The following is a 13,352-nucleotide window of genomic DNA, read 5'->3' as shown; positions in this document are numbered from 1 at the left end:
ACCGCGGGCAACAGGACGACCCTCATAACGACTGGACCTACGAAACGGGGTCAGCCCACTGACACCCATTGCCGTGGCCGCCCGTTAGACAGGCGCCCAGGAGCGGAGCACTGAACAGCCCGGGGAAAGGACTACGGCGACGTCGTTCTTGTGAAAAATGGCCCCTAGCCAGCCATATGTAAAGCAGTAAAGACTTCATTCGCGCTCTGCGCGCATCGTGAGGTTCCGGGCAGCAGCTCCGGTGCTCTCTCAAAGGCCGCCTGACCTCGTCCGATTACTCTTGTGCGGTGCGATGACGTGGCACGCATGGCATGAAGAGGGATCGCCTGCGGCCTGGGCCAGGACGGGCTGGACCTGGGACCAGAGCGTGTTCCAGGTGGTGCCGAGCTGCCGGGCCAGGCCCTGGATCGTTGCTCCCTCGGCCCGCAGCTGGCCGATCGCCCACCGGATCCGCACCGGCCGCCCGGCCCAGGGCGCATCGATCATCTCGACCATGACCGGTCGCGATGACTCCGCAGCCGGGGCAGCCCGTGACCGGATCGCAGAACTCCACCTAGAGCACCAGGCCCGTAGGAGCCTGCCTCACCGCGACCAGGTGGAGGCTCGGGAAGTCGAGGAGAACATCGCATCGGTCGCAGCGATCGAGCGCGTCAGGGCATACACAACTGTGGTTGGGCATCGTCGAGGTCCTTGAGATCAGCGGGGGTAGAAGTCCGCTCATCATCGGGGACCTCGACTTCTCCACCCAGCTACCCGACCCAACCGACGCGCCCACCCTCAACTCTGAAGAGCCCGCTTTGTCTGCTCCGGCTCAGGCGAACAGCGTCATGACGTAGAGCACGAAGACCATCACGTGCCCGGCACCGTGCAGCGCGGTGACCCGGCCGCCGAAGAACGTGGTCACGCTCAGCAGCAGCGAGATCCCCAGCAGCACCAGATGCGCCGGGGAAGCTGCCAGGACCACGTCCTGCTCCGTGAGCAGACCGATGACCAGCACGGCCGGGATCGTCACGCCCACGGTGGAGACCAGGGCGCCGTGGCACAGGTTCGAGACCCGCTGCATCTCGCCGGCCAGGGCCGCCCGCAGCGCGGTGATCGTCTCCGGCAGGAACACGATGGCGGCGATCACCAGCCCGGACAGCTCCGCCGGGGCCTGCAGGCGCGCGAGCGCCTCGTCCAGCAGGGCAGCCATGTGGTGCGAGAGCAGCACGATCGGCACGACGGCGGCCACGAGCACCAGCGCTCGGAGCATGATCTCGGCGCGCTGCGCCCGCAGCACGTCTGTGATCGCAGCGCTCGAGGCAGCTGCGGCGGGGAGCTCCGGGTCCGAGGGAGCGCCCGGCTCCTGGAAGTCAGCGCGCTGGGGTCCCATCTGCCGCTGCAGGAAGTACGCGTAGAGCACGATCGTCATGGCCGCCACGAGCACCGCCTGCGCGCCGGTGTACGCGCCGTCGTCGCCGATCAGTCCCGGAAGGGCGAAGGCCGTGGCCGCCAGCACGATCAGCAGCGTCAGGTAGGCGGAGACCCCGGCGCGATTGGGTCGCAGACCCCCGTGGCGTGCACCGCCGACGATCAGGCACGCACCGATCACGAGGTCGAGGATGATCATGGACACCGCCATGACCGAATCGCGAGCGATGCTCGCGTGCTCGCCGGGGCCGAGCATGACCGCCGAGATGAGGATGACCTCGATCAGCACGACCGACAGCGTCAGCACGAGCGTCCCGTAGGGATCCCCCAGCCGTTGGGCCAGGTGCTCTGCCTGCTCGACGACGCCTGAGGCGCAGACCAGGATCACGACGATGATGCCCGTCAGCAGCGCGGTCAATGCGGCCGCGGGAAGGTGCCCCGTCAGAAGGGGCTGGGCCAGAATCAGCGCGAGATAGGCGCCCCAGCCCAGCAGCAGGCGCAGGATGACGGCTGGGTGCAATACGCTGCGCAGGGCCGAAGACGGTGAATTCATGCGGACCAGGCCTCCTGTGCGGGGCCGTCCCCGCTGCAGGCCGCTGGTGATGCGGGTCGTCCCGCGGGCGTCTGTCGATTCCGAGCATCGATCCTAGTCGTCGATCGCCCGGGAGGCTGTCAGCGGGGTCACCGCCCGGAGTCGCCCCCGCGGTCGGACCCGCTCACTGCCGATCGATGTCGTCGCGCACCCACCCGTGGTCCGTGCGCACCGCATTGGCCGCCAGCGGGATCTGGTGCGAGGCGGATTCCAAGATGTGCATGAGGTAGCCGCCGGTGTTCGGCAGCGCGATGACGTCCCCCACCGCCACCCCGTGGGGGAAGACGATGCGCCGCTTGAGGATCAGCTCGGCCTCCACGCAGTAGGCGCCCACCAGGAAGGCCTCGATCGGCCCCGCCCAGGGACCGCCGGGCTCGCCCGCTCCCGCGGGATCGGAGGCCAGCGCGCCGTCGTCGTGCTGCGGACCGGGAACGAGCAGCGGGTCCACCAGGAAGTCGGCGGACGTCGAGCGGCACTGTGTGCGGTTCATCTGCAGCCCGACGATCGGCTCACCGTCGCTGGTGCACTTGCGGAAGGCCACTCGGGCCAGGGTCATGCCGCAGCCGTCGAGCATCGCTCGGCCGGGCTCGCAGCGCAGCTGCAGGCCGCGGGCGCGCAGGGCATCGGCCACCGTGGCCTGCGCACCGAGGCCGTCGTGCTCCGCCCCGACGACGCCGTCGTCGTCCCTGCCGGAGGCGAGGTCGGCGTCGAGGACCTCTCCCAGCCAGGGTCCGCGCGTGAGCTTCTGGTGATAGGGGTACAGATCGCGCGCTCCGCCCAGCCGCGGACCGTCGGGGCCCTCCTCCCGGCGCAGACCCAGGCCGTCACCGCGCCAGGTCAGCGATTCGTCACCGCTGAGGACGGCCTGCTCGTGGGCCCGCCAGAAGGCCTCCCACGGCTCGGGGTCCTCGAGATAGGACATGGGCACGCCGCCGCCCATGTCGATCCAGGTCGGCTCGTGTCCGCGTTCCCGGAGGGCATCGACCAGCGCCACGGCCTGGCGCAGCCCCTCGCTGCGATCGCCCGGATCGTAGCCGTGCAGGTGGAAGTGCACGCCGGCGACCGCCAGCCCCGACCCGCTCAACGACTCCCCTGCGCAGCCGAGCTCGGCCAGCCACGTGCTCGCCGACTCCCCGAACCGGGTCGGCGCGATCCCCCGCCCCGGCTCCGGCGCCAGCCGCAGACCGATCCCGACGGGCGCGGCCCCTGCTGGACGCCCGGCGAGGACTCGGCGCAGCAGAGCCAGCTCATCCCGGTTGTCCACGACCACGGTCGCACCGGAGTCCACGGCCAGCCGCAGCAGCGGCTCCGGCTTGATCGCCGCCGTCACCACGATGTCCTCTCCCGGCACCCCGCGCTCGAGGACCTGGCGCAGCTCGCGCTGGCTGCCCACGTCGATCCCGTGGCCGAGCTCCCGCGCCCTGTCCACCACCGCGAGCATCTTGTTCGCCTTGCGCGCCACGAACACGCGCAGCTCGACCCCGCGCTGGTCCGCCGCACGGATCAGCTCCTGCGCGTTGGCCTCCAGCGGGCCCGGATCCAGCAGGTTCACGGGGCTGCCGTGCTCGGCCAGCAGGTCCTGGCACGTGGCGGGGTCATCCAGCAGCCCCTGCATCCAAGGCTCGAGGCGGCCCGGGAGCGCGGGGCTGCCGTGGGCTCGTGAGCGCAGAGGGTCGTCGATCGGCGGGGTGGCGATCATGGCTCTCCTGGCATGGGTCTCGATCATCCGCTGGGCCCACAGCTGCGGCTGGGGGTGCAGGGCTCGGTTCAGCGTGTCATGGCCCAGCACGACGTCCTCGGTGGGCCGTCCGAGCACCGACAGCCCGGGGACGCGGCTACCGGCGGCATCCACCGCGACGGCCTCGCGGGTGATGCGACAGCCGCGGCGTCCCGGCGGGATGCTGAGCACACCGCGCTCCACGAGCCCGTGCAGCAGCGGATCCGTCGCCGAAATGCCCGGCGGGGCCAGCACGGCATCGACGACGACGTCCGGGGCCGTGGACGACGGCCCGCCGGGGGCCCGCAGCCGGCCGTCGGCGCCGATCTGCGCACCCGCATCCAGGCCGGACAGATCCACGATCCCGGCCCCGACGAGGGCCTCGAGCCGCCGCGCGCTGCGCAGGGGCGGTCCGAAGGCCCACCGCTCGAAGCGCGCCGCCGCCGCGCGGAACTCCGCCCAGTCCTGCGGGGGGATCTCCGCGAAGCTGATCCGCTGCACGATGGCCGGGTACAGCAGCGACCACGCGCGCCCCAGCACCCACGCCGGGCCGCCCGGCTCGCGGCCCTGGGCCACGGCGATCCCGCGGCGCAGACCCCGTGCTGCAGCACCGTGTCCAGCCGGGGCCGATCCCGCCGCGGGCTTCGCCGCTCTTCCCCAGGACCGCTCCGGCTCGCTGCCGCGGCGCAGGGTCTCCCCCACCGCCGCGATGATGCCCTCCGGGATCGGCGAGCGCAGAGGGTCGCGGCTGTTCTCGGACTCCTGCCCCTGCTCGCACAGCAGGAGCCGCTGCGCCGTGCGCTGCACGGCCCCCAGCAGCTCCGACACATCCGAGGCATCGAGGACCTCTCGGCGGCCCGCTGCGAGGATCTCGGCGCGCTCGCCCTCCTGCAGCGCTCTCGCCGGTGCGGAATCGGGATCCGGCTTGGCATCGAGCAGCGCTCCGCTGCGTCCCGTCGGGAGGATGACCGCGGGCTCCCGGCCGCTGGGCCGGTAGTGCAGACGGCCGTCGGAGCCCTCCTCGAAGCGACCGCCGCGTCCCTCGCTCAGGCTCAGCGCCGCGTCGATGAAGGTCAGCGCAGCACCGCGCACCACCACGCGGGATCCCGGGGGCACGGCCTCCTCGCTCAGCCGCTGCGGGGCGGGGTACACACCGCCGATCAGCGGCACGGGGCCGACCCATCCGTGCGCCAGGGCGGCAGGGTGATCCGAGGCGTGGCCCGTGGCCAGCAGCACCTCGTCGTACGGGCCGTGCCAGAGCGGGCCGGAGCCCCCTGCGCGGCGCGCGGGCTCGATCCGCACCTCCCACGCGCACGGCTCCAGCGCAGGGCGGCGCAGCTGCTCGGCGCGGCCGCGGAGCACCCGCACCCGGCTCCGCTCGGGCAGTGCCGCGACCACCTGCGACCACGCGTGCTCCAGGTAGTCGCCGATCAGCGCTCGGGGCGGGTAGTCCTCGGCGGCATCGTCCCGGCCCTGTTCGAGCGCCCACTGCCGGAAGGGCTGCACCACGCGGTCCTCGGCCCCCGGCTCATGGGCGTCGACGATCCCCGCCGTGACGTTCAGGCGCAGATGCCGGGGCTGTCGCGGGTCGTAGGCCGCGCCCGTGCCCGGTCGCTCGGAGGGGTCCACGATGTCGATCCGAATCTCCCGCGGACCGTCGCCGCGGCCGGCAGCTCGCAGCCGTCTGCCCAGGGAATCGAGTGCGTTCAGTGCCTTGGGACCGGCTCCGATCACCGCCAGCCGCAGGATGCCCTCAGCCACGCGTCCGCTCCTGCAGAGCCTGCACGGCCTCCTCGACCTGCTGCGGGGAGGCCCCCAGGACGGTGCGCACCCACTCGTCGTCGTAGATCGTGTCCAGGTAGGGCATGCCGCCATCGTGCACGAGCATCGCGATCCGGGCATCGTCCGGGCGCTGCGGCAGCAGCGAGGCCACGGCGTGCACGACGGCCCCGGTCGAGGCGCCGGCCAGGATGCCCTCGCGCCGGGCCAGCAGACGCGCGCCGGCCACGCACTCGAGCTCGCTGACCCGCAGCACCTGATCGGGCTGGACCCGGCGCGACAGGTCCGTCACGAATCCCGCGCCCATCCCCGGCAGACGACGTGCGCCCGCTGTCCCTCCGAACAGCACGCTGCCCTGGGCGTCCACGGCGATGACGCGGGTGCGCATCCCATGCTCCTGGATGTAGGAGGCGCAGCCGCCGATCGTGCCGGTCGTGGAGCAAGCCGCGACCACGTCGTCGACGCGGTGCTCCATGGCCTCGGCGATCTCGCGCATGGTCCCCTCGCGGTGGGCCCCCGCATTCGCCGGATTGCCGTACTGGTGCAGGTTCACCGCCCCGGGGATCTCCCGCAGCAGCTCCTGAACGCGGGCCAGCCTGGCGGTCAGCAGGTCGCCCGTGGCCGGATCCGGATGCTCCACGAGCTCGATCCGTCCGCCCAGCGCCCGGATCGCCGCGATCGTCGAGCGGTTGGCCCGGGTGTCCACGACGCACACGAACTGCACGTCGTGCGCCGAGCACGCGCGGGCCAGGGCCATCCCCAGATTCCCGGAGCTGGACTCGACCACGGTCCCGCCGGGGGCCAGTCGCCCGGAGTCCAGCGCATCGCGCAGCATGGCCAGTGCCGGACGGTCCTTGGCACTGGCCCCGGGGTTCAGTGACTCGACCTTGGCGAGCACCTGGGCCGGATGCCCGTCGAACAGCCGGGACATGCGCACCAGCGGGGTGCCGCCCACGGCCTGGGCGATGTCATCGAGGATGGGGGCAGGCTCAGAGGTCATGGCCCTAATCTGGCACACGGACCTGGGAACAGACAGCAGGCTGATGGACGGAGCCGGACCGTGCCCGAGCCGGTCGGACCCCTGTTCCGGTGGGCGACCGGCTCCCCAGGTAGGATCGGGGCCGCCGCCGCGCACGGCCGCCCCACCGTCCCGCCAGCTCCAGGAGCCCCTGCATGTCCGTCCGCCCCGTCGTGATCACCGGCGATCCCGTCCTGCACCGCCCGGCCGCCAAGGTCACGGAGTTCGACGACTCGCTGCGCGAGCTGATCGCCGACATGCACGAGACCATGGACGCAGCCCACGGCGTCGGTCTGGCCGCCCCGCAGATCGGTGTCGGACTGCGGATCTTCACCTTCGTGTTCGACAACGACGACGACGCCCCGAACCGCGGCGAGATCATCAACCCTGTGCTCACGGTCGGCAAGATCTCCGAGCAGCGTCCGGACCCCGATGAGGAGGCCGAGGGCTGCCTGTCCGTACCCGGCTACAGCTTCCCGCTCAAGCGCGCCGAGTGGGTGCGCATCGCCGGCTTCGATCCGCACGGCCAGCCCATCGCCTGGGAGGCCACCGGCTGGTTCGCCCGCGTCATGCAGCACGAGTACGACCACCTGGACGGCAAGCTCTACGTCGACCGCCTGGATGAGAAGTGGTCGCGCAAGGCCAAGAAGGCGCTGAAGGGCGAGGGCTGGCGCGAGGCCGGGAACACCTGGACCCCCGGAGTGGATGAGGACCCCTTCGGACACTGATCCGGCCTTGGGCCCTCGGTCTGCCCGGCAGCAGCCGCGAGGCGACGACCGCACACCGCGATGGCACGGGCCCGGCGCTCAGACCTGGCGTGCTCCGCGCCTCCCCAGCAGCGCCGCCCCGGTGAAGATCACCGCGAACAGCCCCAGCACCACCACGCCGGACCAGTCCAGCGACAGAGCATCGGTCCAAGTGAAGGCGTTGAGTCCCGGCTCGCCGAGCAGGCTCATCAGCCCCAGGGCCCCGATCACGGCGGCGAAGACCACCGAGACCGTGGTCATGGCGATGTTGTAGCGCAGCTTGCGCCCGGGTCGCTCGAGCGCCCAGCGGTAGGCCCCTGCCATGAACATCCCGTCGGCCGAGTCCAGCAGGCACATGCCTGAGGTGAACGCCGCGGGAGCAGCAGCACCACCCACCAGGGGACGCCTGCCGTGGCGCCCGCGGCTGCCAGGATGAGCAGGGAGACCTCGGTCGCGGTGTCGAATCCCAGTCCGAAGAGGCGCCGCCGAGATCCCCCAGCCCCCAAGCTGCCGCGACGCCCACGACGAGCAGCAGGTGGAGAGCAGCGTTCACTCCGATGACCGGACGCGAAACCTCCTGCGCGGTGGCAGCTGCAGGCACAGTCGGCGTGGAGGCGGTCAGCAGGTCCGACATCGTAGACCCGGAACCGGAGCCCGCCCGCTGCCCGGGCCTGCTGTTCGGCCGGGCAGAGCTCGGCTCAGGCGGGCAGCACGACGGTCAGCTGACCGGGCCGTCGGACGCTCGGCTCCTCCAGCTCGACGCGCCACCGCTGGCTCGCCGCTTCGGCCAGCTCCTGGGCCGTTTCGACGCGGCGGCCCTGGCCGACCTGCTCCAGCACGTGGCGCGCCAGTTCGCCGCGGGTGTGCTTGGCGAAGTGCGAGACGACCTTGCGCTGGCCGTCGTCGTCCTCGGTGACGGCGCGGATGGCCACGGTGGTCTCGGGCGGGGCAGCGAAGGCCGCCGAGTAGGCGGAGGAGCGGCAGTCGATGATCAGCTGGCCCTCGGTCTGCGTGCCCAGCGCCTCCCCCAGCCGCGGCTTCCAGAAAGACGACAGCTTCACCGGCTCGCGCTTGCCCAGCCCTCGCAGGGCCGTGCCCATCGACAGCCGGTAGGCGGGGATCCGGTCGACGGGGCGCACCGCGCCCCACAGGGCCGAGATCACCACCACGGAGTCCTCCGCGACCCGGCGCTGCTCGGCGGTGAGCGTCTCGGTCCCGAGCGCGTCGTAGAGCACCCCGGTGTAGATCTGCAGCGCCGGTGCCGCCGGTGCGGTCCGCAGCGACAGGTTGCGCTGCACCTCCGGCGCGAGCGAGGCCCCCACGCCCAGTGCCTCGAGCGCATTGCGCTGCCCGCTGACCTTCTCCAGCGCCTTCAGCACCCGGAGGCGGTCGTCGTTCAGCTGCGGCAGCGACAGCTCCTGCAGCTGCGCCGGATCCCCGGAGGCGGGCTGGGTCTTGGTCTCGGAGGGCGGCAGCAGGATCAGCATCCGAGCATGCTATCGGCCGCAGACGGGTACAGTTGTCGGCTGGACAGGACGGCCGGGTGATCGCGCGGCGCCATGTGCGCCTCGAGGAAAGTCCGGGCTCCGCAGAGCAGAACGGTGGCTAACGGCCACTCGGGGAGACCCGCAGGAAAGTGCCACAGAGAGCAGACCGCCCACGGCCCGCCGTGCGGTGAGGGTGAAAGGGTGGTGTAAGAGACCACCAGCGCGCCGGGCGACCGGCGCGGCTAGGCAAACCCCGTTCGGAGCAAGGTCAGACAGGGTGCGACAGGGCTGCTCGTCCTGCATCCGGGTAGGCCGCTCGAGCCCATCGGCAACGGTGGGCCTAGATGGATGATCACCGCCGTGCCCCGGGCAACCGGGCGCGTGCACAGAACCCGGCTCACAGGCCGTCCTGTCCCTCGATATCCCCGCCCGGCGCCTCCGCAAGCGATCTCAGGGCACCAGGATCGCGCCGCAGTCGGCGCAGGCGGCCACGGTCTGCGGATCGGCTTCCAGGGCCGAGACCTCCGCGGGGCTCATGGGGCTTCCGCAGGCTCCGCAGGCCGTGGCCTGACGACGCGCCGCCGCGATCTTCTCCCGCCCCGAGCCGCCGCCGCGGATCCGCTCGTAGCGGGCCACCAGCTGATCGTTGCCCACGGCGAGCACCGCCTCCTGCCGACCCTGATCCAGCCCGGCCAGTTCCTCCTGCATCTGCTTGCCGGAGTCCTGAGCCGCACCCACGCGGGCGCGGGCATCGGCATCGGCGGCCTTGAGCCGCGGCATCAGCTCCTCGCGCTGGGACCGGAAGGCGGCCAACTCCTGATCGGCGCGCTCGGCTCCGGCACGGGCCTTCTCGACTTGTCCGGTCAGCGATTCGATCTGCCGGGTCTGGGCCGAGACCTGCTTTGCGGAGCCGCCGGCGTCGCGCCGGGCCCGCTCCGTCTCCAGCCGGCCCAGCAGGTCCTCGACCTTCTGATGGGCGGTGTCCCGGGCACCTTCCAGCTCGGCGCCCCGTGCCTGCAGCTCCTTGGCCTTGGCGACGGCGGCGCGCTGTCGCTTGAGGGACTCCACGAGCTCGGGCTCCTTCTGGAGCACCGTGAGCTGCTCGCGCAGGGTCGCTGCGCGAGAATCGCGGGACTGCAGCGCCAGCAGCGCCTCGAACTGCTCGGGGGCGGCGGTGGTCATGATGCGGCTCCTGTCGATCGGCTCGGCTCCCACACATCCTGCGGGGGCTCGTGCGGGCTGGGCACCCGGAAGTCCCAGGGGTCGCTGCGACGCCGCGAGACCAGGACCTCGGCCTGGAACCCGCGCGCGGAGAGCTCCTTCTGCAGCGCCACCGCGCCCACGGGCAGCCACAGCCACTCGCTGGCCGCGTGCGAGAGGTCGATCAGCGCCGGTGAGCCGTCGCCGGTCAGGGCGGTCTCGCGCGCCTCCGAGGCCGGATGATGGCGCAGATCCGCGGTGACGTAGACATCCGCCTCGGCACGCCGCACGGTCTCGAACAGGGAGTCCCCCGAGCCGCCGCACACCGCCACGCGGCGGATCATCCGCTCGGCATCGCCGGCCACACGGACGCCCTGGGCGGTCGGCGGGACCACGGCGGCCAGCCGCTGGGAGAGCTCGACGAGACGCACGGGCTCGTCGAGGTCGCCCACACGGCCGATCCCGATCTCCGAATCCTCCGGCGACGGCTCGAGGGGCTGCATCCGCTCCACGCCGCAGGCGCGCAGCAGGACATCGGAGACGCCGTCGCGGGCGGCGTCGGCGTTGGTGTGACAGGCCAGCAGCCCGATCCGGCGCTCGATCAGCTCGTGGAGCACCCGTCCCTTGTAGGTGTCGGCGGCCACCGTGGACACCCCGCGCATCAGCAGCGGATGGTGCGTCAGCAGCAGATCCGCCTCCGCCTCGACAGCCTCCTGGACGGTGGGAGTCACGGCGTCCACGGCCATGAGAATCCGGCGCACAGGGGCCTCCGGGCGCCCGGCGACCAGCCCCGAAGCATCCCAGGACTGCTGCGTGCGCAGCGGCCACAGCCGATCCGCGGCATCGACGACCTCTGCCAGCGTGGGGATCTCGCTCATGGCACCGAGTCTAGGAGGAGACGACGACAGCGCGCCCGGCCGGTCGGGACCTCACCGCTGGGACCTTCCCGAGGCCGGATCGGCAGGAGGTCGAGCGCAGGAATACCGAGGCTGCGAGGGAGGTTCCAACGATCATGACCACCACGACCTACGTCCTGGGCGCCGGCTGCTTCTGGTGCCTCGACGCCATCTATCGCAAGACCCGCGGCGTGAGCGATGTCGTCTCCGTCTACACCGGCGGCCATGTGAGCCACCCGAGCTACGAACAGGTCTGCTCCGGTCAGACTGGCCATGCCGAGGCCGTCGCGGTGAGCTTCGATCCGGAGGTCATCTCCCCCGAGATCATCCTGGATCTGTTCTTCACCTCGCACGACCCCACGAGCCTGAACCGCCAGGGAGCGGATGAGGGCCCGCAGTACCGCTCGTCGATGTTCTACGCCGACGCGCAGCAGAAGCAGCTCTTCCAGGAGGCCATCGAGCGGATGGCCCCGAACTTCGAGCGCCCGATCGTGACCACGCTCGAGCCGCTGGGCACCGTGTGGGAGGCCGAGCCGGTCCACCAGGACTTCTACGCCCGCCAGCCCTATAACGGCTACTGCCAGTTCGTCATCAACCCTAAGCTGGCCAAGGTCCGGCAAGGTTACGCAGAGTTTCTCACCGCCTCCTGACTCGCAGCCGCCGCGGCCCCGGCCGTTAGGCTCGCAACGAGTCCGATCGCCCCGGCATCCCGCACCGTCTCGCCGCGGCTGCCAGGGCACCGCAGATCCGCTTCGGAAGGAATCATCATGGGCAAGATCTACGACAACGTCACCCAGCTCATCGGCGGCACCCCGCTGGTGCGCCTCAACGAGCTCGACAAGGACCTCCCCGGCAACGTCGCCGTGAAGCTCGAGTTCTACTCCCCCGCGCACTCGGTCAAGGATCGCATCGGCCGCGCGATCGTCGACGCCGCCGAAGCCTCCGGCGAGCTGCGCCCCGGCGGCACCATCGTGGAGGGCACCTCCGGCAACACCGGTATCGCCCTGGCCATGGTCGGAGCGGCACGCGGCTACAAGGTCATCCTGACCATGCCGGAGACCATGTCCACCGAGCGCCGCGCCATGCTTCGCGCATTCGGAGCGGAGATCGTCCTGACCACGGGTGCCGACGGCATGCGCGGTGCGGTCGAGAAGGCCCGTGAGCTCGTCGAGTCCTCTGACAACGCCATCCTGGCCCGCCAGTTCGAGAACGAGGCCAACCCCACGGTCCACCGCGAGACCACCGGACCGGAGATCTGGGAGGACACCGACGGTGAGGTCGCGGTCTTCGTGGCTGGCATCGGCACCGGCGGCACCATCACGGGCGCGGGCTCCTACCTCAAGTCGCAGAACTCGGATGTGCGCATCGTCGCCGTCGAGCCGGCAGACTCGCCGATCCTCACGCAGGGCAAGGCCGGCCCGCACAAGATCCAGGGCCTGGGCGCCAACTTCGTCCCGGACGTCCTGGACCGCGAGGTCTATGACGACGTCTACGACGTCGAGGTCGACGACGCCGTCCGCGTGGCCCGCGAGCTCGGCACCAAGGAGGGCATCCTCGGCGGCATCTCCGCCGGCGCGAACGTCTTCGCGGCGCTGGAGGAGGCCAAGAAGGAGGAGAACCGCGACAAGCTGATCGTCACGGTCATCTGCGACTTCGGCGAGCGCTACATCTCCACCGTCCTGTACGAGGACATCCGCGGCTGAGCTTCCGCAGCGACCTCGGCCTGCACCGCCAGATCCGATGCGGGCCGGTCCCGACGGACCCGCATGCTCTCATCCCTGCCTTCGAGAGGGTCGATGAGCGGCGGGTCCGTCGCCTTGCCCGACCTCCTGCGATCTCCCCTCGGTCCTCTCCCGACCGGGACGGATGCCGCTGGACCCACCGCCCCTCCGGGCTCTGCCCGCCCGGTGACGCTTCGATGAGGAGATCCGTGAGCTTTCTCAGCAGACTGCGCGAGGACATCGACACCGCGCGCGCCTTCGATCCCGCCGCCCGCTCGGACGTCGAGATCGTCGTGAACTACTCGGGGCTGCATGCCATCTGGCTGCATCGGCTCTCGCACCGGCTCTGGGAGCGGGAGCAGACCAAGGGCGCGGCCCGCACGGTCTCCCAGCTCGGGCGCTTCCTGACCGGTGTGGAGATCCACCCCGGAGCCACCATCGGTCACCGGTTCTTCATCGATCACGGCATGGGGATCGTGATCGGCGAGACCGCTGAGATCGGCGATGACGTCATGCTGTATCAGGGCGTGACCCTGGGCGGCACGTCGCTGGCCAAGGTCAAGCGCCACCCCACGATCGGCGATGGCGTGACCGTGGGCGCCGGCGCCAAGGTCCTGGGCGACATCGAGATCGGCAGCGGCTCGGCCGTGGGCGCCAACTCGGTCGTGGTGAAGGACGTCCCGGAGGACTCGGTGGTCACCGGCATTCCCGGCAAGGCCCGAGCCCGCACTCCGGACAAGCAAAAGCCGCTGGTGGATCCGGCCGCCTACATCGATCCGGCCATGT

General features: G+C 71.3%; 12 protein-coding genes and 1 other RNA gene. 5 read left to right on the top strand and 8 right to left on the bottom strand.

What is annotated here, in order from left to right:
- Positions 1-249: 249 nt before the first annotated feature.
- The 4 genes from M3E84_RS11315 to sbnA all read right to left on the bottom strand — a co-directional run bounded on the left by M3E84_RS11315 (position 250) and on the right by sbnA (position 6,498).
- Positions 250-495, bottom strand: a complete 246-nt coding sequence (locus tag M3E84_RS11315) for a hypothetical protein (protein ID WP_259896311.1) — start codon at positions 493-495, stop codon at positions 250-252.
- Positions 496-811: 316 nt separating this feature from the next.
- The gene (locus M3E84_RS11310) at positions 812-1,963 is read right to left on the bottom strand and encodes a calcium:proton antiporter (RefSeq protein WP_259896310.1); all 1,152 of its coding nucleotides are present in this window, start codon (positions 1,961-1,963) and stop codon (positions 812-814) included.
- A gap of 163 nt (positions 1,964-2,126) precedes the next feature.
- Positions 2,127-5,480 (bottom strand): FAD/NAD(P)-binding protein, encoded by a 3,354-nt coding sequence (locus M3E84_RS11305; RefSeq protein ID WP_259896309.1) that lies wholly within the window; start codon positions 5,478-5,480, stop codon positions 2,127-2,129.
- Positions 5,473-6,498 (bottom strand): 2,3-diaminopropionate biosynthesis protein SbnA, encoded by a 1,026-nt coding sequence (gene sbnA, locus M3E84_RS11300; protein ID WP_259896308.1) that lies wholly within the window; start codon positions 6,496-6,498, stop codon positions 5,473-5,475. The genes M3E84_RS11305 and sbnA overlap by 8 nt, the downstream gene beginning before the upstream one ends.
- A 173-nt stretch (positions 6,499-6,671) precedes the next feature.
- On the opposite strand from sbnA, the gene def reads away from it, so the two are divergent.
- The gene (gene def / locus M3E84_RS11295) at positions 6,672-7,244 is read left to right on the top strand and encodes a peptide deformylase (RefSeq protein WP_058871198.1); all 573 of its coding nucleotides are present in this window, start codon (positions 6,672-6,674) and stop codon (positions 7,242-7,244) included.
- Between the two features lie 78 nt (positions 7,245-7,322).
- Here def and M3E84_RS11290 read toward each other — a convergent pair whose 3' ends face one another.
- Together M3E84_RS11290 and M3E84_RS11285 are read right to left on the bottom strand one after the other, a co-directional pair.
- The gene (locus M3E84_RS11290; RefSeq protein WP_259896307.1) at positions 7,323-7,658 is read right to left on the bottom strand and encodes a hypothetical protein; all 336 of its coding nucleotides are present in this window, start codon (positions 7,656-7,658) and stop codon (positions 7,323-7,325) included.
- A 302-nt stretch (positions 7,659-7,960) separates the two neighbouring features.
- Positions 7,961-8,749 (bottom strand): YaaA family protein, encoded by a 789-nt coding sequence (locus M3E84_RS11285; protein ID WP_259896304.1) that lies wholly within the window; start codon positions 8,747-8,749, stop codon positions 7,961-7,963.
- A 44-nt stretch (positions 8,750-8,793) separates the two neighbouring features.
- Between M3E84_RS11285 and rnpB the strand changes: the two genes are divergently transcribed.
- Positions 8,794-9,165: RNase P RNA component class A (rnpB, locus tag M3E84_RS11280), an RNA gene on the top strand.
- A gap of 34 nt (positions 9,166-9,199) precedes the next feature.
- Here the strand turns inward: rnpB and M3E84_RS11275 are convergent.
- Both M3E84_RS11275 and M3E84_RS11270 read right to left on the bottom strand, forming a co-directional pair.
- The gene (locus tag M3E84_RS11275) at positions 9,200-9,931 is read right to left on the bottom strand and encodes a zinc ribbon domain-containing protein (protein ID WP_259896303.1); all 732 of its coding nucleotides are present in this window, start codon (positions 9,929-9,931) and stop codon (positions 9,200-9,202) included.
- Positions 9,928-10,827 carry a Nif3-like dinuclear metal center hexameric protein gene (locus M3E84_RS11270; protein WP_259896301.1) on the bottom strand — a complete coding sequence of 300 codons (900 nt, stop codon included), beginning with the start codon at positions 10,825-10,827 and terminating at the stop codon, positions 9,928-9,930. Before M3E84_RS11270 ends, M3E84_RS11275 begins: the two co-directional genes overlap by 4 nt.
- A gap of 134 nt (positions 10,828-10,961) precedes the next feature.
- Here M3E84_RS11270 and msrA point away from each other — a divergent pair, with 134 nt between their 5' ends.
- The 3 genes from msrA to epsC all read left to right on the top strand — a co-directional run.
- Positions 10,962-11,495: a peptide-methionine (S)-S-oxide reductase MsrA gene (gene msrA, locus M3E84_RS11265; protein ID WP_259896299.1), complete on the top strand. Its 534-nt coding sequence runs from the start codon at positions 10,962-10,964 to the stop codon at positions 11,493-11,495.
- Positions 11,496-11,612: 117 nt separating this feature from the next.
- A complete protein-coding gene (gene cysK, locus M3E84_RS11260) occupies positions 11,613-12,548 on the top strand; it encodes a cysteine synthase A (RefSeq protein WP_259896296.1) in 936 nt (311 codons plus the stop codon).
- A 227-nt stretch (positions 12,549-12,775) separates the two neighbouring features.
- The coding region (gene epsC, locus M3E84_RS11255) for a serine O-acetyltransferase EpsC (protein ID WP_259896295.1) at positions 12,776-13,352 on the top strand (577 nt) is incomplete at its 3' end.

This window comes from Kocuria sp. p3-SID1428 (assembly GCF_025149945.1).
In the GTDB taxonomy this organism is placed as follows: Bacteria; Actinomycetota; Actinomycetes; order Actinomycetales; family Micrococcaceae; genus Kocuria.
This window is presented reverse-complemented; position numbering and strand designations above follow the sequence as displayed.

Coding starts and splice junctions, on each gene's coding strand:
- M3E84_RS11270 (WP_259896301.1), bottom strand. CDS start 10,827: ATGAGCGAGATCCCCACGCTGGCAGAGGTCGTCGATGCCGCGGATCGG.
- M3E84_RS11275 (WP_259896303.1), bottom strand. CDS start 9,931: ATGACCACCGCCGCCCCCGAGCAGTTCGAGGCGCTGCTGGCGCTGCAG.
- cysK (WP_259896296.1), top strand. CDS start 11,613: ATGGGCAAGATCTACGACAACGTCACCCAGCTCATCGGCGGCACCCCG.
- sbnA (WP_259896308.1), bottom strand. CDS start 6,498: ATGACCTCTGAGCCTGCCCCCATCCTCGATGACATCGCCCAGGCCGTG.
- M3E84_RS11315 (WP_259896311.1), bottom strand. CDS start 495: ATGGTCGAGATGATCGATGCGCCCTGGGCCGGGCGGCCGGTGCGGATC.
- M3E84_RS11285 (WP_259896304.1), bottom strand. CDS start 8,749: ATGCTGATCCTGCTGCCGCCCTCCGAGACCAAGACCCAGCCCGCCTCC.
- def (WP_058871198.1), top strand. CDS start 6,672: ATGTCCGTCCGCCCCGTCGTGATCACCGGCGATCCCGTCCTGCACCGC.
- M3E84_RS11310 (WP_259896310.1), bottom strand. CDS start 1,963: ATGAATTCACCGTCTTCGGCCCTGCGCAGCGTATTGCACCCAGCCGTC.
- msrA (WP_259896299.1), top strand. CDS start 10,962: ATGACCACCACGACCTACGTCCTGGGCGCCGGCTGCTTCTGGTGCCTC.